The organism is Streptomyces venezuelae (genome assembly GCF_008642335.1).
GTDB lineage: Bacteria > Actinomycetota > Actinomycetes > Streptomycetales > Streptomycetaceae > Streptomyces > Streptomyces venezuelae_F.
The window spans coordinates 6,153,158-6,176,320 of sequence record NZ_CP029191.1; the positions used below are offsets into that span (position 1 = coordinate 6,153,158).

23 protein-coding genes are annotated in these 23,163 nt (G+C 71.4%); 16 read left to right on the plus strand and 7 right to left on the minus strand.

Annotation, left to right across the window (positions count from 1 at the left end; translation table 11 throughout):
* Positions 1 to 3: 3 nt before the first annotated feature.
* Entirely contained in the window at positions 4 to 807 is an 804-nt protein-coding gene (locus DEJ49_RS27740) for a M23 family metallopeptidase (RefSeq protein WP_150173098.1), read from the plus strand.
* Positions 808 to 1,025: 218 nt separating this feature from the next.
* The gene (locus tag DEJ49_RS27745) at positions 1,026 to 1,712 is read left to right on the plus strand and encodes a GntR family transcriptional regulator (RefSeq protein ID WP_150186633.1); all 687 of its coding nucleotides are present in this window, start codon (positions 1,026 to 1,028) and stop codon (positions 1,710 to 1,712) included.
* A 127-nt stretch (positions 1,713 to 1,839) separates the two neighbouring features.
* Here the strand turns inward: DEJ49_RS27745 and DEJ49_RS27750 are convergent, their stop codons facing one another.
* Positions 1,840 to 2,121 carry an HPr family phosphocarrier protein gene (locus DEJ49_RS27750; protein WP_030021209.1) on the minus strand — a complete coding sequence of 94 codons (282 nt, stop codon included), beginning with the start codon at positions 2,119 to 2,121 and terminating at the stop codon, positions 1,840 to 1,842.
* 155 nt (positions 2,122 to 2,276) lie between these two features.
* On the opposite strand from DEJ49_RS27750, the gene DEJ49_RS27760 reads away from it, so the two are divergent.
* Genes DEJ49_RS27760 through DEJ49_RS27775 form a run of 4 tightly spaced genes read left to right on the plus strand, consistent with a single transcriptional unit; the run spans position 2,277 to position 7,703 of the window.
* Positions 2,277 to 5,162, plus strand: a complete 2,886-nt coding sequence (locus tag DEJ49_RS27760) for a bifunctional GNAT family N-acetyltransferase/acetate--CoA ligase family protein (RefSeq protein ID WP_150186634.1) — start codon at positions 2,277 to 2,279, stop codon at positions 5,160 to 5,162.
* Between the two features lie 50 nt (positions 5,163 to 5,212).
* Positions 5,213 to 5,800 (plus strand): DUF5998 family protein, encoded by a 588-nt coding sequence (locus tag DEJ49_RS27765; RefSeq protein WP_055569569.1) that lies wholly within the window; start codon positions 5,213 to 5,215, stop codon positions 5,798 to 5,800.
* Entirely contained in the window at positions 5,800 to 6,987 is a 1,188-nt protein-coding gene (locus tag DEJ49_RS27770) for an alkaline phosphatase family protein (RefSeq protein ID WP_150186635.1), read from the plus strand. Before DEJ49_RS27765 ends, DEJ49_RS27770 begins: the two co-directional genes overlap by 1 nt.
* Before the next feature lie 53 nt (positions 6,988 to 7,040).
* Positions 7,041 to 7,703, plus strand: a complete 663-nt coding sequence (locus tag DEJ49_RS27775) for a thymidine kinase (RefSeq protein ID WP_150186636.1) — start codon at positions 7,041 to 7,043, stop codon at positions 7,701 to 7,703.
* A gap of 28 nt (positions 7,704 to 7,731) precedes the next feature.
* Here the strand turns inward: DEJ49_RS27775 and DEJ49_RS27780 are convergent, their stop codons facing one another.
* A complete protein-coding gene (locus DEJ49_RS27780; RefSeq protein WP_150188507.1) occupies positions 7,732 to 8,457 on the minus strand; it encodes a VOC family protein in 726 nt (241 codons plus the stop codon).
* A gap of 400 nt (positions 8,458 to 8,857) precedes the next feature.
* Here DEJ49_RS27780 and DEJ49_RS27790 point away from each other — a divergent pair, with 400 nt between their 5' ends.
* Entirely contained in the window at positions 8,858 to 9,685 is an 828-nt protein-coding gene (locus tag DEJ49_RS27790; RefSeq protein ID WP_150186638.1) for a sulfurtransferase, read from the plus strand.
* Between the two features lie 95 nt (positions 9,686 to 9,780).
* Here the strand turns inward: DEJ49_RS27790 and sepH are convergent, their stop codons facing one another.
* The gene (sepH, locus tag DEJ49_RS27795; protein WP_150186639.1) at positions 9,781 to 10,893 is read right to left on the minus strand and encodes a septation protein SepH; all 1,113 of its coding nucleotides are present in this window, start codon (positions 10,891 to 10,893) and stop codon (positions 9,781 to 9,783) included.
* Positions 10,894 to 11,356: 463 nt separating this feature from the next.
* Here sepH and DEJ49_RS27800 point away from each other — a divergent pair, with 463 nt between their 5' ends.
* Positions 11,357 to 12,649 carry a hypothetical protein gene (locus tag DEJ49_RS27800; protein WP_150186640.1) on the plus strand — a complete coding sequence of 431 codons (1,293 nt, stop codon included), beginning with the start codon at positions 11,357 to 11,359 and terminating at the stop codon, positions 12,647 to 12,649.
* Between the two features lie 7 nt (positions 12,650 to 12,656).
* Here the strand turns inward: DEJ49_RS27800 and DEJ49_RS27805 are convergent, their stop codons facing one another.
* Together DEJ49_RS27805 and DEJ49_RS27810 are read right to left on the minus strand one after the other, a co-directional pair.
* Positions 12,657 to 13,982 (minus strand): D-arabinono-1,4-lactone oxidase, encoded by a 1,326-nt coding sequence (locus DEJ49_RS27805; protein ID WP_150186641.1) that lies wholly within the window; start codon positions 13,980 to 13,982, stop codon positions 12,657 to 12,659.
* On the minus strand, positions 13,936 to 15,180 hold the full coding sequence (locus DEJ49_RS27810) for an MFS transporter (RefSeq protein ID WP_150186642.1): 1,245 nt from the start codon (positions 15,178 to 15,180) through the stop codon (positions 13,936 to 13,938). The genes DEJ49_RS27805 and DEJ49_RS27810 overlap by 47 nt, the downstream gene beginning before the upstream one ends.
* Positions 15,181 to 15,401: 221 nt before the next feature.
* Here DEJ49_RS27810 and DEJ49_RS27815 point away from each other — a divergent pair, with 221 nt between their 5' ends.
* Together DEJ49_RS27815 and DEJ49_RS27820 are read left to right on the plus strand one after the other, a co-directional pair.
* On the plus strand, positions 15,402 to 16,529 hold the full coding sequence (locus tag DEJ49_RS27815) for a ferrochelatase (RefSeq protein WP_150186643.1): 1,128 nt from the start codon (positions 15,402 to 15,404) through the stop codon (positions 16,527 to 16,529).
* Between the two features lie 37 nt (positions 16,530 to 16,566).
* Complete coding sequence (locus tag DEJ49_RS27820) at positions 16,567 to 17,373, plus strand: inositol monophosphatase family protein (RefSeq protein ID WP_411757253.1); 807 nt, start codon at positions 16,567 to 16,569, stop codon at positions 17,371 to 17,373.
* A 99-nt stretch (positions 17,374 to 17,472) separates the two neighbouring features.
* Here DEJ49_RS27820 and DEJ49_RS36045 read toward each other — a convergent pair whose 3' ends face one another.
* Complete coding sequence (locus DEJ49_RS36045) at positions 17,473 to 17,646, minus strand: hypothetical protein (protein ID WP_190329462.1); 174 nt, start codon at positions 17,644 to 17,646, stop codon at positions 17,473 to 17,475.
* A 312-nt stretch (positions 17,647 to 17,958) separates the two neighbouring features.
* On the opposite strand from DEJ49_RS36045, the gene DEJ49_RS27825 reads away from it, so the two are divergent.
* From DEJ49_RS27825 to DEJ49_RS27840, 4 genes are all read left to right on the plus strand, one after another.
* Positions 17,959 to 18,612 (plus strand): response regulator transcription factor, encoded by a 654-nt coding sequence (locus tag DEJ49_RS27825; RefSeq protein ID WP_055563081.1) that lies wholly within the window; start codon positions 17,959 to 17,961, stop codon positions 18,610 to 18,612.
* A gap of 6 nt (positions 18,613 to 18,618) precedes the next feature.
* A complete protein-coding gene (locus DEJ49_RS27830) occupies positions 18,619 to 19,866 on the plus strand; it encodes a sensor histidine kinase (protein WP_150186644.1) in 1,248 nt (415 codons plus the stop codon).
* Between the two features lie 394 nt (positions 19,867 to 20,260).
* The gene (locus tag DEJ49_RS27835; RefSeq protein ID WP_055563079.1) at positions 20,261 to 20,557 is read left to right on the plus strand and encodes a DUF4193 domain-containing protein; all 297 of its coding nucleotides are present in this window, start codon (positions 20,261 to 20,263) and stop codon (positions 20,555 to 20,557) included.
* A gap of 13 nt (positions 20,558 to 20,570) precedes the next feature.
* Positions 20,571 to 21,512: a hypothetical protein gene (locus DEJ49_RS27840; RefSeq protein ID WP_150186645.1), complete on the plus strand. Its 942-nt coding sequence runs from the start codon at positions 20,571 to 20,573 to the stop codon at positions 21,510 to 21,512.
* 16 nt (positions 21,513 to 21,528) lie between these two features.
* Here DEJ49_RS27840 and DEJ49_RS27845 read toward each other — a convergent pair whose 3' ends face one another.
* Positions 21,529 to 21,981, minus strand: a complete 453-nt coding sequence (locus DEJ49_RS27845; RefSeq protein WP_150186646.1) for a DUF3093 domain-containing protein — start codon at positions 21,979 to 21,981, stop codon at positions 21,529 to 21,531.
* Positions 21,982 to 22,039: 58 nt separating this feature from the next.
* Between DEJ49_RS27845 and DEJ49_RS27850 the strand changes: the two genes are divergently transcribed.
* Together DEJ49_RS27850 and dut are read left to right on the plus strand one after the other, a co-directional pair.
* Positions 22,040 to 22,624, plus strand: coding sequence for a PaaI family thioesterase (locus DEJ49_RS27850; RefSeq protein ID WP_150186647.1), 585 nt, complete (start codon positions 22,040 to 22,042; stop codon positions 22,622 to 22,624).
* Entirely contained in the window at positions 22,624 to 23,163 is a 540-nt protein-coding gene (dut, locus tag DEJ49_RS27855) for a dUTP diphosphatase (protein ID WP_150186648.1), read from the plus strand. Before DEJ49_RS27850 ends, dut begins: the two co-directional genes overlap by 1 nt.

Consider the following 23,163-nt stretch of genomic DNA (forward strand, 5'->3'; position numbering starts at 1 on the left):
CACATGGCGTTCACCCGTGCCACCGGGAAGCACCGTCGTCCGAGCCGCATGACGCGGACCACCGCGAACGTCGCGGGTGTCGCGGCGCTCACCACCACCGGTGTCATCGGAGGCCTCGCCGGCCCCGCGCTCGCCGCCGCCGACGAAGCGGCCGTGGAGCACACCGGCCTCACCCAGGCGATATCCGTCGGCGACTCGCTCGCCGAGAGCATCGACGCGCAGGCCGCCGCACAGCGCCAGGCCGCCGACGACGCCGCTGCCGCCAAGAAGGCGGAAGAGGCGGCCAAGAAGAAGGCCGCCGAGGAGAAGCGCAAGGCGGAGGCCGAGGCCAAGGCGAAGGCCAAGAAGGAGCGCGAGGCCAAGGAGCGCGCCGCCCGCGAGGCCGAGCGCAAGCGCCTGAACACCTACGTCTCCCCGATCTCCGGCTCGTACGTCTCCACGGGCTACCAGACCGGCGGCGCCATGTGGTCCTCCGGCAGCCACACCGGTGTCGACTTCCACGCCGCGTCCGGCACGTCGGTCCACGCGGTCGGCTCCGGCACCGTCGTCGAGGCCGGCTGGGGCGGTGCCTACGGCAACAACGTGGTCATCAAGATGAACGACGGCACGTACACCCAGTACGGCCACATGTCGTCCCTCAGCGTCACCGTCGGCCAGACGGTCACCCCGGGCCAGCAGATCGGCCTCTCCGGTTCCACCGGCAACTCCAGCGGCCCGCACCTCCACTTCGAGGCCCGCACCGGCGCGGACTACGGCTCGGACATCGACCCGGTCTCGTACCTGCGCTCGCACGGCGTCAACGTCTGACCGACGCGGCCCACGCGGCATCACACCGAAAGCCCCGGCTCCTCGTGAGCCGGGGCTTTCGCCGTTCACGGCCGACATGTTCACGGCCGCCGCGTTCTTGGCCAAAAGATATCCATGAATTCCGGCCCGCCGTCGGAAATTCCGGTGCCCTGCAATAGAGTCACGGAAACGAGCGTCGGTCGACCGCGTCGCGCGGGGATCAAAGCGGAGGTCCGGTCATGCGCGTTCCCGCGCACTCGGTATGCACGGCCATTCGGGACGACATAGTCGCCGGTGTATACGCAAGAGGTGGCAAACTCACCGAGGAACTCCTGGCCCGGCGCTACGGAGTCTCCCGCGTCCCCGTGCGCGAGGCGCTGCGCACGCTGGAGGCCGAGGGCTTCGTGGTGACCCGCAGGCACGCGGGCGCGTGCGTCGCCGAGCCGACGGAGCAGGAGGCCGCGGACCTCCTGGAGGTCAGGACGCTGCTCGAACCGCTCGCCGCGGCCCGCGCCGCGCAGCGCCGCACGGACGCACACCTGAAAGTCCTGCGCGGACTCGTCAGGCTGGGTCAGGAGCGTGCCAGGAGCGGCCTGGGGGAGGATCTGCGCTCCCTGGGCGGCTGGTTCCACGAGACGCTCGCCCAGGCGTCCGGCAGCCCCGGCCTCACGGCGCTGCTCACCCCGCTCCGGCACAAGATCGCCTGGATGTACGCCGTCGAGCCCTCGGCGGCGCCGGGCGAGTCCTGGTCCGAGCACGCGGCGATCGTCGACGCGGTCGCCCGCAGGGACGAGCAGCGGGCGCGGGCACTGACGGCGGCGCACGTCGAGCGGACGCGCGCGTCCCACCGCTTGCGTCCCGTGCACGGGGGCGGCCGTGTGAGGGATCCGCAACATGCCGTAAACACAATGAGTCTCCGCAATTAACGGGGACCCCGTATATAAATGCCCGATGGTGTGCGCGAATTGTTTGGCATATTCGGCGCCGTGCATACGTCGATGGGGTCACCCGGAATTCCGGGTGACCCCATCGACGTAATGCGAGGAACGTGTCCTAGACCGTCTCCGGAAGCTCCTCGAGCCCCTCGGCGACCAGCTTCGCCAGACGGTCGAGGGCGGCGTCGGCGCCCTCGGCGTCGGAGGCGAGCACGATCTCTTCGCCGCCCTGGGCGCCCAGGCCGAGCACCGCGAGCATCGAAGCGGCGTTGACCGGGTTGCCGTCGGCCTTGGCGATCGTCACGGGGACGCCGGCGGCCGTGGCCGCGCGGACGAAGATGGAGGCGGGTCGGGCGTGAAGGCCCTCGGCCCAGCCGACGTTGACGCGGCGCTCAGCCATGTGTTGCTGCCCTTCCAGATGTCACACAGTTGTCTAGACCAGTGTCTCATGCCGTAGCGGGTGCTCTGCCGGACAGAGGTCCCGGCCCAGACCGCCCTTCGACCTGTCCTAGCCTGCCCCGGCCCGGGCGGCCGCGCGACCCGTACCCTGGCCCCATGCAGACCCCGTCGGATCAGCAGGATCGGCACGACTACCCGTCGCACTGGGAAGCCGATGTGGTGCTGCGCGACGGAGGCACCGCCCGCATCAGGCCCATCACGGCCGAGGACGCGGACCGCCTGGTCAGCTTCTACGAACAGGTCTCGGACGAGTCGAAGTACTACCGCTTCTTCGCGCCCTACCCGCGGCTGTCCGCCAAGGACGTGCACCGCTTCACCCACCACGACCAGGTGGACCGGGTGGGGCTCGCGGCCACCGTGGGCGGCGAGTTCATCGCCACCGTGCGCTACGACCGCATCGACGAACGCGGCATGGCCGCCAGCGCGCCCGCCGATGAGGCCGAGGTCGCCTTCCTCGTGCAGGACGCCCACCAGGGCAGGGGAGTCGCCTCCACGCTCCTCGAACACATCGCGGCCGTCGCCAGGGAGCGCGGCATCCGCCGCTTCGCCGCCGAGGTGCTGCCCGCCAACACCAAGATGATCAAGGTCTTCACGGACGCGGGCTACCAGCAGAAGCGCAGCTTCGAGGACGGTGTCGTCCGCCTGGAGTTCGACCTGGAGCCCACCGACCGCTCGCTCGCCGTGCAGCGCGCCCGCGAACAGCGCGCCGAGGGGCGGTCCGTGCAGCGGCTCCTCACACCGGGGTCGGTCGCGGTGATCGGGGTGGGCCGGGCGCCCGGCGGCGTGGGCCGCAGCGTTCTGAACAACCTCCAGGAGTCCGGTTACACAGGGCGCCTGTACGCGGTGAACAGCGCCTTCGTAGAGGGCCGCCAAGGCGACGCGGACATCGACGGGGTACCCGCGCACCGCTCCGTGGCGGACATCGAGGAGCCCGTGGACCTCGCGGTGGTCTCCGTGCCCGCCGACCGTGTCCCGCAGGCCGTCGCCGAGTGCGGTGAGCACGGAGTGCGCGGCCTGGTGGTGCTGTCCGCCGGGTACGCGGAGAGCGGCGTCGAGGGGCGCGAGCGGCAGCGCGAACTGGTGCGCCAGGCCCGGTCCTACGGCATGCGCATCATCGGCCCGAACGCCTTCGGTGTCATCAACACCTCTCCGGAGACACGGCTCAACGCCTCGCTCGCCCCGCAGTCCCCCGCGCGGGGCCGCATCGGCCTGTTCACCCAGTCCGGCGCTATCGGCATCGCCCTGCTGTCCGGACTGCACCGCAGGGGCGCGGGCCTCTCCACCTTCGTCGGATCCGGCAACCGCGCGGACGTGTCCGGCAACGACCTCCTCCAGTACTGGTTCGAGGACCCGGACACCGACGTCACGCTGATGTACCTGGAGACGATCGGCAACCCGCGCAAGTTCACCCGGCTCGCACGGCGTTCGGCGACCACCAAGCCGCTGGTCGTCGTCCAGGGAGCCCGGCACAGCGGCATCGCGCCGACCGGCCACGCCGTCCAGGCGACCCGGCTGCCGCACGCCACGGTCTCGGCGCTGCTGCGCCAGGCGGGCGTCATCCGCGTCGACACCGTCACCGAGATGGTCGACGCGGGGCTCCTGCTCGCGGGGCAGCCGCTCCCGTCCGGGCCCCGCGTGGCCATCCTCGGCAACTCCGAGTCCCTCGGCCTCCTCACGTACGACGCGTGTGTCGCCGACGGACTGCGGCCGCAGCGGCCCCGCGACCTGACGACCGGGGCCACCCCCGCGGACTTCCGCACCGCGCTCACCGAGGCCCTGTCCGGCGACGGCTGCGACGCGGTGATCGTCAACGCGATCCCCTGGGTGGGGGAGGACGGCGCGACGACCGACCCCGAGACGCTCGCCACGGAGCTGCGGGCCGCTGCGGCAGGCTGCCCGGCGAAGCCGGTGGCCGTGGTGCACGTCGAGCTCGGCGGTCTCGCCGAGGCACTCGCGGCCGCGACCAGCACGGGACCCGACGCGCCCACCCCGCCGACCGGCAGGGAGCCGGAGGCACCGGGCCTTGCGGAGACACCGGCCGCCGCGGAACCGATGACTCCGGAAGCCCCAGGACCCCCCGAGCCGCCCGCCTCCGACCAGTACCGCATCCCCGCCTACATCCCCGCCTACCCCGCCGCCGAGCGAGCCGTCCGCGCCCTCTCCGAAGCCGTCAAGTACGCCCAGTGGCGCCGCGAGGCCGCCGAGCCCGGCCGGGTCCACGAGTACGACGACATCGACGAGAACGGCGCCGCGGCGCGCATCGAGGAGCTGCTCGCCGCGGACGGTGACCCGCGCGGGCTCACCCTCGCCCCGGACGACGCCCACGAACTGCTCGGGCGGTACGGCATCCACGTACGGCAAGCGCTTCCCGCGCCCGACCCCGACGCCGCCGCGGCAGCCGCGCGGACCCTCGGCTATCCCGTGGCCCTGAAGACCACGGCTCCGCACCTGCGCCACCGCGCGGACCTCGGCGGGGTGCGCCTCGACCTCGCCGACGAGGAGCAACTGCGCCGGGCGTACCAGGAGCTGACGGACGCCTTCGGCAAGCCCGCCGAGCTGCGTCCCGTCGTGCAGGGCATGGTCCCGCGCGGGGTCGACACCGTGGTCCGCGCGGTCATCGATCCGGCGGCAGGGGCCGTGCTCTCCTTCGGCCTCGCGGGGGCCGCGTCCGAGCTGCTCGGCGACACCGCCCACCGCCTCGTCCCGGTCACCGACCGCGAGGCGGCCTCGCTCGTCCGGTCCATCCGGACCGCGCCGCTCTTGTTCGGCTGGCGCGGTTCGGCGCCCGTCGACACCCCGGCCCTCGAAGAGCTCCTCCAGCGGGTCTCCCGGCTCGTCGACGACCACCCCGAGGTGGTCGGCGTCTCCCTGGAGCCGGTCGTCGTCGCCCAGCGCGGCCTCTCCGTGCTCGACGCCTCCGTACGGCTCGCGCCCCCGCCTGCCCGCGACGACCTGGGCCCGCGCACCCTTCCCGGCTACTGAGGCGCCCACGGGGCACCGTGCGCCCCGCGCCGGGCCGTAGGATGGACGGCATGGCAAAGACCGGTACGACGACCCAGGGGCTGCGCGCGGCGATCGAGCGCAGCGGCTACTACCCGGCCCTCGTGGCCGAGGCGGTGGAGGCCGCGATCGGCGGCGAGGCCATCGGGTCCTACCTGGTCCACCAGGAGACGACGTTCGACGCCAACGAAGTGCGCCGGCACGTCACCGTCCTCGTCCTGACCGGCACGCGCTTCATCGTCAGCCACACCGACGAGCAGGCGGCGGACAGCACGTCCCCGACGCCGTACGCGACGACCTCCACGGAGTCCGTCAAGATCGGCCGCATCTCCTCGGTCGTCGTCAGCCGAGTCGTCGCCAACCCCGAGAAGTACGTTCCCGGGACGCCGCCCCGCGAGGTCGTCCTGACCATCGGCTGGGGCGCCGTGTCGCGCATCGACCTGGAGCCCGCGGCCTGCGGCGACCCCAACTGCGAGGCCGACCACGGGTACACGGGCAGCTCGACCGCCGACGACCTCAGCCTGCGCGTCAGCGAGGCGGGCGACGGCCCCGACACCGTGCGGCAGACCCTTGCCTTCGCCCAGGCCCTGTCCGAGGCGACCGCGGACAACGCCCGCTGATGTCCCTTTCCTCCTGGGACGACGTACAACCGATCGCCCTCGACACCGCTCCCGTGCCCGCGTACGGCGCGGGCTCGCTCGCCGACCTGCTGCCCACGCTCGTCGCCCACCAGGGCGTCGACGGCTTCGCGCCCGTCATCCCCGAACTCGCACCGGCCGACCGGAACTGCGTCTTCCTCATCGACGGCCTGGGCTGGGAACAGCTCAAGGCCCACCCGGCCGAGGCGCCCTTCCTGACGTCGCTGCTGCAGAGCTCGCGCGGCGGCACGGGCCGCCCGATCACCGCGGGCTTTCCCGCCACCACCGCGACCTCGCTCGCCTCGGTCGGCACGGGCCTGCCGCCCGGCGCGCACGGCCTGCCCGGCTACGCGGTCCGGGACCCCGCCACCGGCCAGCTGATGAACCAGCTGCGCTGGAACCCGTGGACCGACCCGCACGCCTGGCAGCCGTACCCCACCGTCTTCCAGCGCGCCCACGACGCGGGCGTGCACACCGCGCAGGTCTCCTCGCCGACCTTCGAGCACACCCCGCTCACCAAGGTCGCGCTGAGCGGCGGCACCTTCCGTGGCAGGGCCTCCGGCGAGGACCGCGTGGACCTCGCCGCGAAGCAACTGGCCGCGGGTGACCGTTCGTTGATCTACACGTACTACGCGGAAGTGGACGGCAAGGGGCACCGCTTCGGCGTCGACTCGGACGCCTGGCGCGGCCAGCTCATGTACGTCGACCGGCTCGTCCAGCGCCTCGCCGAGCAGCTCCCGCCGCGCAGTGCCCTGTACGTCACCGCGGACCACGGCATGATCGACATCCCCTTCGACGACGCGTCCCGCATCGACTTCGACGAGGACTGGGAGCTGCGCGCGGGTGTCGCGCTCCTCGGCGGCGAGGGCCGCGCCCGCCACGTGTACGCGGTGCCGGGCGCCGCGAACGACGTCCTGACGGTGTGGCGCGAGGTGCTCGGCGAGCAGTTCTGGGTCGCGGGACGCGACGAGGCGATCAACGCGGGCTGGTTCGGTCCACACATTGATCAACGTGTGTACGACCGTATCGGTGACGTCGTCGCGGCCGCCCACGACGACGTGGCGATCATTGCTTCGGAGCGCGAGCCCAAGGAGTCCTCCCTCGTCGGCATGCACGGCTCCATGACCCCCGTCGAGCAGCTCGTCCCGCTCCTCGAAGTACGCTCCTGACCGGGCTCCGCCGGCCCGCCCTCCCACCCGCCCCGAAAGGTCTTCCACTCCCCATGCCCGAGCTGGTGTTCTTCTCCGGAACGATGGACTGCGGAAAGAGCACGCTGGCTCTGCAGATCGAGCACAACCGTTCCGCTCGCGGACTCCAGGGGATGATCTTCACGCGGGACGACCGGGCGGGTGAGGGCAAGCTCTCCTCCCGGCTCGGTCTCGTGACCGACGCGATCGAGGCGGCGGACGACTTCGACTTCTACGCCCACCTCGTCGACCACCTCTCGCAGGGCGGCCGCGCGGACTACGTGATCGCGGACGAGGCGCAGTTCCTGGCCCCGGACCAGATCGACCAGCTCGCCAGGATCGTCGACGACCTCGGTCTGGACGTCTTCGCCTTCGGCATCACCACGGACTTCCGCTCCAAGCTCTTCCCGGGCTCGCAGCGGCTGGTGGAGCTCGCCGACCGCGTCGAGGTGCTTCAGGTCGAGGCCCTCTGCTGGTGCGGCGCACGGGCCACGCACAACGCCCGCACCATAGGCGGCGAGATGGTCGTCGAGGGTGCCCAGGTGGTCGTCGGCGACGTCAACCAGTCGCCGGACGAGGTGGGTTACGAGGTGCTGTGCCGCCGCCACCACCGGCGCAGGACGACGGCGGCGACCGCGCGCGCGGGAGCCCTGTCGCCCGACGTGCTGCCGGTCGACACGGCCGCCGCCCGCGTCTGAGGGCCGGCGTCATGACACAGGCTCTGAGTCAGGCGTCCGCCCGTGAGCGTACGAGGGTGAAGGCGGCGCCCTCCGGGTCCGCGACGGTCGCCATCCGGCCGTAGGAGGCCTCCCAGGCGGGTTTGACGACATGGCCGCCGAGCTCGACGACCCGCTCCACCGCCTCGTCCACGTCGGCGACCTCGAAGTGCGTCATCCAGTGCGGCCCCCGGTCGTGCGGCAGCGCCTGTCCGAGGCCGTGCACGGACGCGACCGGCCGACCGTCCACGTGCAGCGTCACGTAGTCGAAGTCCGCCGAGACGACGGCCTCCACCGTGCAGTCGAAGACGTTCTGGTAGAACTTCACGACGCTGCTCGTCTCCACCGTCAGAAGCTCGTTCCAGGTCGGCGTGCCTGGCCTGCCGACCACCGCGGTGCCCAGATGCGCCGCCGCCTGCCAGATGCCGAACACGGCGCCCATCGGGTCCGACGCGATCGCGAGGCGCCCCGCGTCGCCCGCGTCGAGGGGCCCCACGCCGACCGTGCCACCGCAGTGGCGCACCGCCTCCGCCGTCGCGTCCGCGTCATCCGTCGCCAGGTAGGTCGTCCAGGCGATGGGCAGATGGCGGTCGGCGGGCAGTCGGCCGATGCCCGCCACCTCGTGACCGTCGAGCAGGGCCCGCACGTACGGCCCGAGTTGCTCGGGGCCGGGGCGGAACTCCCACCCGAAGAGTGCCCCGTAGAACTCCTGGGTCGCGGGGAGGTCGCGCGTCATCAGGCTCACCCAGCAGGGCGTGCCGGGCTTGGGCCGGCCCGTCCCGCCGCCGTCCTGCCGCACTTTCCCGAAGGGGTCCGACGAGCTCTGTCCCGACGAGCTCTGTTCAGGGGAGACCCCATTCGCCCGCGCCTCGGTCATCGTCACCCTCTCCTCGGCCTGTGTGTCGGCCGCTCGGTTCTTGTTCGCATGTGCGTGCGGTAGCCCGCGCCGCGCTGTCCGGCTTCCCGCGGTAGATGCCCGATTTCTTGCTTCTCATCCGTGAACACGTGATTGCTGAGCGATGTCTGCGCATCGACAGGGCGTGCATGTTTCCATACGCCCCGTGTTCGGCCGTGTCCGGCGGAGCAGGGTAGCCGGACCTTGGCGGCGCGACTACCCCGTACGCAAGGATGGGGCCATGAATGCCATCATCTCCGCATCCGAACTCGCCAGCGAGCTGGCGGGCGAGAATCCGCCGGTCCTGCTCGACGTCCGCTGGCACCACGAGGGCTCGCTGCGCTCCGCGTACGAGGAAGGCCACATTCCGTCGGCCGTCTTCGTCGATCTCGACGCTGACCTGGCCGGTCCCGCCGGTGCGGGCGGCCGGCATCCACTGCCCGACGTGGATCGCTTCGGCGCCGTGATGCGGGCGGCTGGCGTCTCCCCGGACCGTGCCGTCGTCGTGTACGACGGTGGCCAGAACTGGGCGGCGGCACGTCTGTGGTGGATGCTCCGCTGGACGGGTCACGTGTCCGTGCGCGTGCTTGACGGCGGTATCGGCCTGTGGACGGGACCGCTGGAGAAGGGGGCGGGTACGGCTCCCGCGGAGGGTTCCTTCGAACCGGCACCGAACAGCGAGGATCTGCTGGACGCGGATTCGGCCGCGGCCCTGGCCCGCTCCGGGCTGCTCCTGGACGCCCGGGCCGCCGAGCGCTACCGCGGCGAGGTCGAGCCGATCGACAACGTGGCCGGGCACATCCCAGGCGCGGTCTCGGCACCCACTACGGAGAACGTCGCTGCGGACGGCCGCTTCAAGTCCGCCGCCGAGCTGGCGGAGCGTTTCCGGAAGCTGGGCGCCGCCGACACCGCGGAGATCGGCGTCTACTGCGGCTCGGGAGTCTCGGGCGCCCACGAGGTGCTCGCCCTCGCCGTGGCGGGCATTCCCGCCGCGTTGTACGTCGGCTCGTGGTCGGAGTGGTCGGCCGACTCGAAGCGCCCCGTCGCGACGGGCCCGGACCCGCAGTAAGGCTTTACCGCTGCTCTACGGAGAGCCCGGCCAAGGAGAGGGGGGTCGCACCGGACGGTGCGACCCCCCTCTCCGTAACAGCTGCCCGTCGGCGGCTACTCCTGCTTCTTGCGGCGCGTGCCGAAGACGATCTCGTCCCAGCTGGGGACGGCCGCGCGCCTGCCCGGCCGCACGCCGTCTGCCTCCGCCTGACGGTCCGTCGAGCCGACGAGCCGGTCGCGGTGGCTCGCCACCGAACGCGGCATGAGCACGTCCGCGTAGGCGGCGCCCGCGCCGGCCGCCGCCGGGGGCTCCTCGGCGTCCGGCTCCTGCTCGGGCTCCTCCGAGACGGGTGCCACGGGCGTGACGCTCGGCGGCAGCTCCGCGGTGGCCGCCGAGGGGCGCTCGGGCACCACCATGTCGCCGCGGAAGCTCGGCACCGCCTCCAGGAGGCTGGTCAGGGAGTCGCGCTCCTGTTCGGCGACCGCGGCGCCCGCTCCGACCCCTTCCTCCGGCGGGTCGACGGGAGGCGCGGGAATGCTCGGGCGGTCCAGCTGACGGTCCAGAGCGCGGTCGAGCGGCCGGTCCGCGGGACGGTCCCTCGGAAGCCTCGCGATGCGCGGCACGAACGGGAAGCTGGGCTCGGGCGCGGCGATGTCGTCCGTCTCGCCGATCAGCGAACGCGCTTCCTCGTCCACGGCCTGGACGAGCCGCCGGGGCGGGTCGTACGTCCAGCACGCGGAGTGCGGCTCGGTCGCGACGCGGTAGACGAGCAGGACCTCCCAGGTGCCGTCGTCACGGCGCCAGGAGTCCCACTGGACGGTGTCCTTGTCGGCGCCCCGCAGCAGCAGCCGCTCCTGGACGGCCTCGCCGAGCTGGGGTCCGGTGTTCTCACCGGGACGGCGTACGGGGGTCTTCCTGGCGCGCTCCGCCATGAAGGCGCGCTCGGCGAGCACGGGTCCTTCGAAGCGGCGGACGCGATCGACGGGGATGCCCGCGAGCTGGGCCACTTCTTCCGCGCTGGCACCGGCACGTATCCGTGCCTGGATGTCGCGGGGGCGGAGGTGGCTCTCCACCTCGATCTCGATCTGTCCGAGTCGGGGCCTGTCGCCGCGGACGGCCGCACGCAGCCGCTCGTCGATCGGAAGCGTGTACTCCGTGCTGTCCGCAGCCTTCAGCACCAGCCGTGTGCCGTCGTTGCTGACGGCCACGACACGCAGTTCGGGCATGGGGACCTCCCGGGTGGTGCCTGCCGACGTCACGTGCGTCGCTGCTTCCGCTAGTCGAGTGTGGCCTGCCCGGGTGCAGCCTGCCACAACCTTGCCGAGTTGCCCGGCGTGTCGGGCAAGGGCCCTGGATCGCCGTTATGGCACGGTTACCTATTCGCAACGCTAAGTGACGACCTTCGTCACCCTGTGCAGCGAGCCCCCCACCCGGCGGTCCTGCAAGGCCCCGGGCACCCTGGCGGGAGACCGGACCCAGGGCTCGCAACAGTACTCCATTCGGGCCACGCGGGTGGACCGCCGCGCCGCCGAACTTCTCGTGGCGGACGGGAGTTGGCGCCCGCCCCTGCCCTGCGCCGTCCGTGCGCGGGTGGCGCACTTCACGTAATCGGCAGAAACGGAACTAATCACTTCGCCCATACGTCCCTGTCTCGTGTAGTCAGACGAGAAAGGCAGGCAAGGGTCGGAGATGCGTGAAAAGCCGGATTCCGGCAAGGAGTCGAAGGACCAGGGGGAGCCGGAGGAGAAGCGGCGCCTCGATCTGAGTGTGCCGCAGGTGGCGGGGAGCGCCATCGCCGCGGTCGTGGCGGCGAAGCTCGCCTCGAACCTCGGTGTCTACGGGACGATCCTCGGCGCCGGTGTCGTGAGCGCGATCGCGACCTGTGGCGGCACCGTCTTCCAGCATTTCTTCAAACGTACGGGCGAGCAGATACGTGACGTCACGGTGCAGGCCAAGCCGAGGGCGCGGCAGGTTCCCGTGACGGCCGCGACACACGTGCCCGACACTTTCAGGACGTCGGCGAGAACCTCCGCCTACCCGGGAGCTCTTGGTGCGACGGGGCCCGTGACCACGACGTGGGGGAGACCCGAGGCGGCCGCCCCCGGCACCGATGCCGACGCGACCGCGCTGCTGCCCACGGCCGGGGACGCGGATCCCGCGGCGGATCCCACCACCGTCCTGCCCGCCGCCGGCACGGATCCCACCACGGTGCCGCCGCCCGCGGGCGACGCGGACGCCACGACACTGCTGCCCACGGCAGGGACGGTCGGCGCCGACGCCGAGAGGACGCAGTTCCTCGGTGCGGTCGACGCCACACAGGCGTTGCCGCAGGACGACGCCACGCGCGTGCTGCGCACCGCGGGCCCTGGCCAGGCGCCGGCGCCGACGACCGTCTTCGAACCCGCACTCCCGTCGGAGGAGTTCACCGAGGGCACCACGCACCGCACGCAGGTCCGCAGCTGGAAGCGGCCGCTGATCGCCGCGGCCGTCGTCTTCGGTGTCGCCATGGCGGGCATCACCACGTACGAGCTGGTCTCCGGCAAGGACCTGAGCGGCGGCGAGGGCACCACCATCAGCAACGGCGTCTCGGGGCACAACTCCTCCCCGAGGAAGCAGTCCCCGTCCACCGACGAGCCCTCCGGACAGCCTTCGGACGACGGCACGTCGGGCACGGGTGACGGCTCGCAGGAGGACGGCGACAACGCGTCGCAGGACCCGAACGGGACCGGCGGCGACAACTCGGGCAACGGTACGGGCGACAACAGCGGCAATGGCAACGGCACCGACTCCGGCTCGAAGGACGACACCGGAAACGGCACCGGCACGGACCCGGACAAGGACAAGGGCGACGGCTCCGACTCCGGAGACGACGGAGCGACGACGGACCCGACGCCCACGCCCAAGCCCACTCCGACGCCCACTCCCTCGAAGGGCTCGGGCACGGGCGGCGACCCCCAGCAGGGCGGAACGCCCACTCCGTAGGGGAGGGTCAGGCGCCGAGGACCCGCCGCAGATAGTCGTTGCCGAACATGCGGTCGGGGTCGAGGCGGTCGCGCAGGGCGGTGAACTCGCCGAAGCGGGGGTACTGCTTGGAGAAGTACTCCGCGTCGCGCGTGTGCACCTTTCCCCAGTGCGGCCGCCCCTCGTGCGCGGTGAAGATCCGCTCGGCGGCCGTGAAGTACGCCTGGTACGGCGTGCCCCGGTACATGTGGACGGCGATGTACGCGGTCTCACGGCCCGACGCGGTGGAGAGCGTGATGTCGTCGGCGGGCGCCGTGCGCACCTCCACGGGGAAGCTGATGCGCAGCCGTGAGCGGTCCACCATCGCCTTCAGCTCGCGCAGTGTCTCCACGAGGGCGTCGCGCGGAACGGCGTACTCCATCTCCATGAACCGGACCCGGCGCGGGCTCGTGAAGACCTTGTAGGGGATGTCCGTGTACGTCCGCGCGGAGAGCGCCTTGCTGGAGAGCTTCGCGATGCCCGGGATGGTGGCGGGGAAGGCCCGGCCCACGGAATTGACCACCTGGAAGAGGCCGTTGGAGAGCAGCTCGTCCTCCACGAAGGCGCTGACCCTGCCGGGCGGCGCCGCGGGGCCCGGGCTGCGGTTGTTGCGCTTGGTGTTGCAGTTGCCGGTGTGCGGGAACCAGTAGAACTCGAAGTGCTCGTTCTCGGTGACGAGGGCGTCGAAGTCGTCGGTGACCTTGTCGAAGGTCATCGGCTCCTCGCGGGCCGTCAGGAAGAAGATCGGCTCGACGGCGAAGGTGATCGCGGTGATCACGCCCAGCGCGCCGAGTCCGATGCGCGCGGCGGCGAAGACGTCGGGGTTCTCGTCGGCGGAACAGGTCAGGACCGTGCCGTCCGCGGTGACCAGTTCGAGGCCGGCGATCTGGGCGGCGATCGAGGCCGAGTCGCGGCCGGTGCCGTGCGTGCCGGTGCTGACGGCCCCCGAAACGGTCTGCTCCATGATGTCGCCCATGTTCGTGAGCGACAGGCCCTCCCGCGCGAGCGCCGCGTTCAGGCGCTTCAGCGGGGTGCCGGCCTCCACGGTGACCGTGCCCGCGGCGCGGTCGATGCCGCGGATGCCGGTCAGCAGGTCGGGGCGTATGAGGAGGCCGTCGGTGGAGGCGGTCGCCGTGAACGAGTGCCCCGTCCCGACGGGCTTCGCCTTGAGGCCGTCCTCCTTGGCCCGGCGCAGGGCCGCCGCCAGCTCGTCGACCGAGGCCGGGGTGGTCTCCCTGGCCGGCCGCGCGGTGACGTTGCCCGCCCAGTTACGCCACGTCGCTGTGCTCTTCCCGCTGCCCGTGCCCGTGCTCATGGGACCCTCCCCGTTGCGGAACCGGCCGCTTCAGCCGGCGATACCCAAGGAATCCGACCGCGGCCGCGACGGCCCCGGAGATCCCCGGTACCCCGTACCCGGCCCCCGACCCCGCGGCGTCGATGACCCAACCGGCCGCGGAGGAGCCGAGCGCGACGCCGACCGCGAGTCCCGTGCTCACCCACGTCATGCCCTCGGTCAGTTTCGCGCGTGGTACGTGCTGCTCGACGAGGGCCATCGTCGTGATCATCGTCGGTGCGATGGAGAGGCCCGCCACGAACAGCGCCACGGCCAGAAACAGCAGGTTCCCGACCAGTTGCAGCGGGATCATACTCACGGCCATCGCACAGACACCCAGCAGCCACCTGGGGGCGGGCGCCCCCTTGAAGTGCACGAGCCCGAAAGCGGCCCCCGCCACGCAGGAACCGAGCGCGTAGACGGCGAGGACCAGGCTCGCCGCGGACTTGTGGCCCTGGTCCTCCGCGTACGCCACGGTCACCACGTCGATCGACCCGAAGATCGCGCCGGTCGCGACGAACGTGGCGACCAGCACCTGGAGGCCGCCGCTCCGCAGCGCCGACTCCTTGGTGTGGTGCTCGCGCGGGTGCGGCACCGGCTCGGTGGCCCGCTGCGCCGTCAGCCAGAAGACGCCCACGGCGAGGAAGACGCCCGCGAGCAGCGGTCCGGCCTCGGGGAACCACACCGTGGAGAGCCCGATCGAGATGATCGGGCCGAAGATGAAGCAGACCTCGTCGACCACGGACTCGAAGGAGTACGCGGTGTGGAGCCGCGGGGTGCCGCGGTACAGGACCGCCCAGCGCGCCCGGATCATCGAGCCCACGCTCGGCACGCAGCCGACCAGCGCGGCGAAGACGAAGAGCGTCCAGTCGGCCGTCTCGAACTTCGCGCACAGCAGCAGCCCGGCGACCGCGGCCAGGGACACCAGCGTCGCGGGGCGGAGCACCCGGCGCTGTCCGTACCGGTCGACGAGCCGGGAGATCTGCGGCCCGATCGCGGCCGCGGACAGCGCCACGGTCGCCGACAGGGCGCCGGCGAGGCCGTACCTGCCGGTCAGCTGGGACACCATGGTCACGATGCCGATGCCCATCATCGACAGCGGCATGCGGCCGAGGAACCCGGCGGTGGAGAACGCCTTGGTGCCGGGGGCGGCGAAGATGGCGCGGTAGGGGCTGGGCACGTGGACTCCGCGGAAACGCCGGGGCGGCTTCCGACGGAAGGACCCCGGTAAGGCATGAAGATAGCCGATACAGCTTACGGCTCCGGCGGGGCTCGGCGCACCGTGATTTCCGCGGCGGTACACCGAGATACACCGACCCCCCCGGGCCTGACGCAGTGTGACTTTTCCGGACGGCGGAGGCCGTTTTCCGCCTGTCAGTGGCGGGTGGCAGGATCGGATACATGTCCGATGCGCTGGATCCCACTCCGTATGACGCCCTGCTGCTGCTCTCGTTCGGCGGCCCCGAAGGCCCGGACGACGTCGTCCCGTTCCTGGAGAACGTGACGCGCGGGCGCGGCATCCCCAAGGAGCGGCTCAAGGAGGTGGGGCAGCACTACTTCCTGTTCGGCGGGGTCAGCCCCATCAACGACCAGAACCGCGCCCTGCTCGACGCCCTGCGCAAGGACTTCGCCGAGCACGGCCTCGACCTGCCCGTCTACTGGGGCAACCGCAACTGGGCGCCCTACCTGACCGACACCCTGCGCGAGATGGTCACCGACGGCCACCGTCGCATCCTCACCCTGGCCACCAGCGCGTACGCCTCGTACTCGGGCTGCCGCCAGTACCGCGAGAACCTGGCCGACTCCCTCGCCGTCCTGGAGTCCGAGGGTCTGGAGCTGCCGAAGATCGACAAGCTGCGGCACTACTTCAACCACCCCGGTTTCGTACGTCCCATGATCGACGGAGTCCTGAAGTCCCTCGCCGACCTCCCCGACGACGTGCGGGACGGCGCGCACCTCGCGTTCACCACGCACTCGATCCCGAACGCCGCGGCGGACACCTCAGGCCCCGTCGAGGACCACGGCGACGGCGGTGCGTACGTCAAGGAGCACCTCGACGTGGCCCGCCTCATCGCCGACGCCGTCCACGAGGAGACCGGCACCGAGCACCCCTGGCAGCTCGTCTACCAGTCCCGCAGCGGCGCCCCCCACATCCCGTGGCTGGAGCCCGACATCTGCGACCACCTGGAGGAGCGGCACGGCGCCGGGGCCCCCGCCGTGGTCATGGTCCCCATCGGCTTCGTGTCGGACCACATGGAGGTCCTGTACGACCTCGACACCGAGGCGGAGGCCAAGGCGGCGGAGCTCGGCCTCCCGGTCCGGCGCTCGGCGACCGTCGGGGCCGACCCGCGCTTCGCCGCCGCGATCCGGGACCTCGTCCTGGAGCGGGCCGCCGCCGAGAGCGGCACGCCCGTGAACCCCTGCGCCCTGGGCTCTCTCGGCGCGAGCCACAACCTCTGCCCGGTCGGCTGCTGCCCCGCCCGCGCCCCCAAGCCCGCCGCCGCGGGCGCCGACAGCCCGTACGCGTAAGGACCCTCTTGTGAACGACGGAGCCGACGTGACCGACGTGTCCGACCCCACCGGCCTCAAGGCCGAACTCCTCGCCGTCGCCCTGGAGGCCGCCCACCGCGCGGGGACCTTCCTGCGCGACGGGCGACCCGACGACCTCGGCGTGGCCGCCACCAAGTCCAGTGCCGTCGACGTCGTCACCGAGATGGACATCGCCTCCGAGAAGCTCATCACCGACTTCCTCGCGGAGCGCAGGCCCGCCGACGGCGTCCTCGGCGAGGAGGGCGCCAGCTCCGCAGGGAGCAGCGGCGTCCAGTGGGTCGTCGACCCCATCGACGGCACCGTCAACTACCTCTACGGCCGCCCCGACTGGTCCGTGTCCATCGCCGCCCGCAAGGACGGCGAGACGCTCGTCGGGGTCGTGCACGCCCCGATGCGCGGGGAGACGTACCGCGCGGTCCTCGGAGAGGGCGCCTACGTCAACGACGTGCCCGCGCGCGTGCGCCCCGCCCCCGCCCTCGACCAGGCCCTGGTCGGCACCGGCTTCGGGTACATCGCCGAGCGCCGCGCCCAGCAGGCCGAGGTGGCCCGCCACCTGATTCCGCGGGTGCGCGACATCCGGCGCGCCGGTTCGGCCGCCATCGACCTGTGCGACGTCGCGGTGGGCCGCCTCGACGCGTACTACGAGCGGGGGCTCAACCCGTGGGACTTCGCGGCGGGCGACCTCGTCGCGCGGGAAGCGGGCGCCCTGACCGGTGGCCGCCCCGGAGAGCCCCTCTCGGGCGAGCTGAGCATCGCCGCCCCACCGGTCCTCTTCGAGACGCTCCAGGGCCTCCTGGAGGACCTCGGCGCCTGGCACGACTGAGACGCACCTGCCCGGCGGACACCGCATCCGCGCAGACAGAAGGGCCCCGACACCTCGTCCAGGTGTCGGGGCCCTTCCGTTTAGATCTTCGGGGCTCGGTCAGGCGTGGAGTGCGCCCACCTCGACACCGTGCTCGGCGGCCAGGCGGTGGAGATCTTCCAGCTCCGCCAGCTCGACCTCGGCAAGGAAGTCGTCTCCCGTCTCACGGGCCTTCGTGAGGTCGGACTCCGTGGCCTTTATGCGCTGCAGAAGACCTGCGGTGAATGCGTCCATGGTTGCGCCCCCTCGGCTGGGTCGTGGGTCGATGGCACGGGGGTGTGCCCTCAAAGAAGGGGCGATCACGTCTCAAGCCGCTCTGGGAAAGCGGTTCGTGGCGCGCCACATACAAAGCGTGATCGCGGGTGTAAGGCCGTCCTCCCCTGGCTCCCTTCCGCAGAAACCTCAACGGACCGAGAAAATCCGGCATTCCCGTGGCCCGATCACGTCGACAGGCCGCCTTACAGCCGGTTTATGGCCGAAAGGGGCAGGATGGAGGCCTACCCCAAGACAGACCTGCCCGCAGGGGCACAGAGGAAGGACAGCGACGTGCGCGTACTCGTCGTCGAGGACGAGCAGCTGCTCGCCGATGCGGTGGCCACCGGACTGCGCCGGGAGGCCATGGCCGTCGACGTCGTGTACGACGGCGCGGCCGCCCTGGAACGCATCGGCGTCAACGACTACGACGTCGTCGTGCTCGACCGGGACCTCCCGCTCGTCCACGGCGACGACGTCTGCCGCAAGATCGTCGAGCTCGGCATGCCGACCCGCGTCCTGATGCTCACCGCCTCGGGTGACGTCAGCGACCGTGTCGAAGGCCTGGAGATCGGCGCGGACGACTACCTCCCCAAGCCCTTCGCCTTCAGCGAGCTCACGGCACGCGTGCGTGCCCTCGGACGGCGCACCAGCGTGCCGCTGCCGCCCGTCCTGGAGCGCGCCGGGATCAAGCTCGACCCGAACCGCCGCGAGGTCTTCCGCGAGGGCAAGGAGATCCAGCTGGCCCCCAAGGAGTTCGCCGTCCTCGAAGTGCTGCTGCGCAGCGAGGGCGCGGTCGTCTCCGCGGAGCAGCTCCTGGAGAAGGCCTGGGACGAGAACACGGACCCCTTCACCAACGTCGTCCGGGTGACCGTCATGACCCTGCGCCGCAAGCTCGGCGAGCCCGCCGTCATCGTGACGGTGCCGGGCTCCGGCTACCGGATCTGACCGGCGGTGGCCGCGACCCCGGCGCCGCCAGCCGCGCCTCCGAAGCCGACGTGGGACCCGAGGAAGGCCGAGCCGCCGTTCCCCTGGCTGCGCCCGACCATCCGCATACGGCTCACGCTGCTCTACGGCGGCATGTTCCTGATCGCGGGCATCCTGCTGCTCTCGATCATCTATCTGCTCGCCGCCCAGGCCCTGAACGTCGGCAGCGACCTGCCGTTCAGGGTCACGGGCAAGTCCACGGTCAGCAGCAGCACCTGCGCCAACTTCCAGGGGCTTCCGGAACAGCCGACCGAGGCGCAGCTGAACCACGCGCTGAACGAGTGCGTCAACCAGATGCGGCAGAGCGCCCTCGACAACCTGCTGAGCCGCTCGCTGCTCGCCCTGCTCGGCCTCGCCGTGATCGCTTTCGCCTTCGGGTACGCGATGGCGGGCCGCGTGCTCTCGCCGCTCGGCCGCATCACGCGCACCGCGCGCCGGGTGGCCGGCACGGATCTGTCCCGCCGCATCGAGCTGGACGGCCCGGACGACGAGCTGAAGGAGCTCTCGGACACCTTCGACGAGATGCTGGACCGCCTGGAGCGGGCGTTCACCGCCCAGCAGCGGTTCGTCGGCAACGCCTCGCACGAGTTGCGCACGCCCCTGGCGATCAACCGCACGCTTCTGGAGGTGTCCCTCTCCGACCCCGGGGCCCCGCCGGAGCTCCATCAGCTCGGCAAGACGCTGCTCGCCACCAACGAGCGCAGTGAGCAGCTCGTCGAGGGCCTGCTGCTGCTCGCCCGCAGCGACAACCAGATCGTGGAGCGGAAACCGGTCGACCTCGCCGAGGTGGCCAATCGCGCCGTCGACCAGGTGCGGGCCGAGGCCGACGCGAAGGGCGTGGAGATCCGCGGTGAGCGCGGTCCGGCCGTCGTGCAGGGCAACGGCGTCCTCCTGGAGCGGATCGCCCTGAACCTCGTCCAGAACGCCGTCAGGTACAACGTGCAGGACGAGGGCTGGGTCGAGGTCACCACGGAGGCCCAGCACGGCCAGGCGGTCCTGGTGGTGTCGAACACGGGCCCGGTGGTGCCCGCGTACGAGATCGACAATCTTTTCGAGCCGTTCCGGAGGCTGCGCACGGAGCGGACGGGCAGCGACAAGGGCGTGGGTCTCGGCCTGTCGATCGCCCGGTCGGTGGCGCGGGCCCACGGGGGCCGTATCATCGCGGAGCCGCGTGAGGGGGGAGGGCTCGTGATGCGAGTCACCCTGCCTCTCTGAGAAGCGGCCGCAGACGCGCTGACGTGTTCGCTTTGAGCGGAATTTCCAGGGGTGGACCCCGGGGATGATGTGTGCGATCGATCACAGAGGCGATTTTTCGGCCATCTACTCTCTGTGATCGTGAAAGTCGTCGGAAAGCCGGGAAAATCCGGGTTTTCGGGAGTCTTGATCACGGGAAGTACACGGGGTGGCGCCCGTGAAGCGCAGTACGAGGACCGTGTACGGTCCCGATCGCCATCCAACAGAACGCCTCTTCAGAGGTGCGGTTGGGTGTCGATTGAGTAACAGACCTTGATGTGAGGCAAAATCTCCGCCTCAGGTCGGGCACAAGTCCGGCCTCTCACGCGTTACGTGCGCTGGAGACACCCGCAGACACCCAGAGGGGGAGAGCGACATGGCAACGGACTACGACACCCCACGTAAGACCGACGATGACGTCAACGAGGACAGCATCGAGGAGCTCAAGGCACGGCGGAACGACAAGTCGACCTCAGCGGTCGACGTCGACGAGTTCGAGGCCGCAGAGGGCCTCGAGCTGCCCGGCGCCGACCTTTCCAATGAGGAGCTCGCCGTCCGCGTGCTCCCGAAGCAGCAGGACGAGTTCACCTGCATGAGCTGCTTCCTGGTGCACCACCGCAGCCAGCTGGCCAAGGAGAAGAACGGCCAGCCGATCTGCCGCGACTGCGACTGAGGCGGGGTCGGCCGTGACTGGCTCGACCCCGTTCCGGAAGCGCCGCTTCCGCAAGCGCGGGGCGGACGAAGCCGGCGTCTCGGACGTCGGCGCACGTGACGACGGGCGAGGCTCTTCAGCAGACGGAGCAGCCTCGCTCGAACCGGCGAACGCCCTGGAGGCGGTGCCGGACGCGACGGCGGCCGACAAGGCCCCCAGGACCGCAAGGAGCGCCGATGAGGCCGGGTCCAGGGGCAGCCGTGTCGCCGCCGTCACGCACGGAGTGAAGGAAGGCGTGCGCAAGGGCGGGCGCGGCGCCAAGGCCGGCATCGGCTATCTCGCCGACCGGCTCATCGAGAACGCCCCGCGGATCCCGGTCCGCGATCTCGCGACCCTCCGCAAGCAGTTCCCGGGCCTCGGCCCCGAACAGCTCGCGGACAAGCTCATCGCGGGCGCCGCCAACGCCACGTCCACCGTGGGCGCGGGAGTGGGCGCCGCCGCGATGCTGCCGGTGCCGCCCGCGATGCCCGCCGAGCTCGCGGCGGAGATCACCGGCGTCGCCGCCATCGAACTGAAGCTGATCGCCGAGCTGCACGAGGTCTACGGCCTGCGGCCGGAGGGCAACCTCAAGCAGCGCAGCACCGCCTACCTCAACTCCTGGTCGCAGGAGCGCGGCGTCGAGGTGACCAAACCCGCGACCTTCAACGCCGCCCTGGGCGGCCAGATGAAGCGCGAGCTGCGGCAGCAGATCATGAAGCGGATGGTCCGGAACCTGCCGAACCTCATGCCCTTCATGGTCGGTGCGGCGGTCGGAGCGGTCATGAACCGCAGGGACACCAGGAAGCTGGCCTCGCGCATCCGCAAGGACCTGAGCAAGAACCAGGTGCCCTGGAGCGAGCTGCCCCAGCTGCCGCCCCTGGAGAAGCCGGACAACCCGCTGCGGATGGGAGAGATCCCCCGCGAGCTGGGGCGCTGAGCCCGCGACCAGTCCCTTACGCGGCGCTCTGGCGCACGGAGTCGAGGGCCGCCGCCAGCTCCTCCGGGTGCCGCGTCGAGACGTACACGTACGGAGTCGGATCCTCGGGATCCGTGATGTTCACGCGCAGCGCCGTCGGGATGTAGGCGCGCAGCAGCATGTACGCGCGAGGGTCCGCCTTGTACGAGCGCCAGGCGCGCGTCTCCTCACCGGTCAGGACCTCCGCGTCACCCAGCGCGGACACCGGGATCTTCGCGTCGCCGACGACCAGTGAGCCCGCCACCACGCGGATCCGCACCGCGCCGTACGCGCTGGTGACGACCGCCGCCACCGCCGTGCCGCCGACCAGGCCGCCGAGCAGCGGCAGCGTGCCGAACGGCAGCAGGATCAGGGCCATCGCCACACCCACCAGGACCGAGGCGAACCACCACGAACGGGGCGCGGTCAGGCGTTCTTCGTAAGGCTGCATGGAACCTAGCTTGGCACGGTGCGGTCCCCACGCTGACGCGGAGGTAAGGTCTGCGCCTGTGAGTGGTACATCAGCAGCTCTGACGCCCCCGGCCGACGCCATAGCGCCCGTCCGCCACCCCGACGCACCCGCCCCCGGTGAGCTCATCGGTGCTCACTACGAGCACTGTTTCGGCTGCGGCGAGGGACAGGCGCACGGACTGCACCTCGCGGCGCGGGCCGGCGAGGGCGTGGCGGTCACCGCCGAGTTCACCGTGCGCGAGGCGCACCAGGGCGCCCCCGGGCTCGCCCACGGCGGGGTCCTCGCCACCGCGCTCGACGAGACGCTGGGCTCGCTGAACTGGCTGCTGCGCGTGATCGCCGTGACCGGACGCCTGGAGACCGACTTCGTGCGGCCCGTTCCGCTGGGCACCGTGCTGTTCCTGGAGGCCGAGGTCACCGCGGTCGCCGGGCGGAAGATCTACTCGACCGCCACCGGACGCATCGGCGGCCCCGAAGGCCCCGTCGCGGTCCGTGCCGACGCGCTCTTCATCGAGGTGAAGGTCGACCACTTCATCGACAACGGCCGCCCGGAGGAGATCCGGGCCGCCATGAACGATCCGGACCAGATCCGGCGCGCCCGCGCCTTCGAGGTGAACCCGTGATGCCCTCCCGTGAGCTGGACGTGCTGATCAGGCGCGTCGACCCCGAGGTGCCGCTGCCCGCGTACGCGCAGCCCGGCGACGCCGGCGCCGACCTGCGGACGACGGAATCCTGCGAACTGGCGCCCGGCGAGCGGGCAATTCTGCCCACCGGAGTGTCGATCGCCCTCCCTGAGGGGTACGCGGCGTTCGTACACCCCCGTTCGGGGCTCGCCGCACGCTGCGGTGTCGCTCTGGTGAATGCCCCGGGGACGGTGGATGCCGGGTACCGTGGGGAGATCAAGGTGATCGTGGTGAATCTCGACCCGCGCGACAGCGTGCGGTTCGAGCGTTTCGACCGGATTGCCCAACTGGTCGTCCAGCAGGTCGAGAAGGTTCGCTTCCAGGAGGTGGCGGAGCTTCCCGCATCGGCGCGGGCCGAGGGGGGCTTCGGGTCCACCGGCGGCCATGCCGCCGTGGGCAGCGGTCCGGGTGCGAACCCGGGCGAACAAACGGGTGGGAATCGATACGCATCGGTCGTATCCGACCGGGAAGGACAGTGA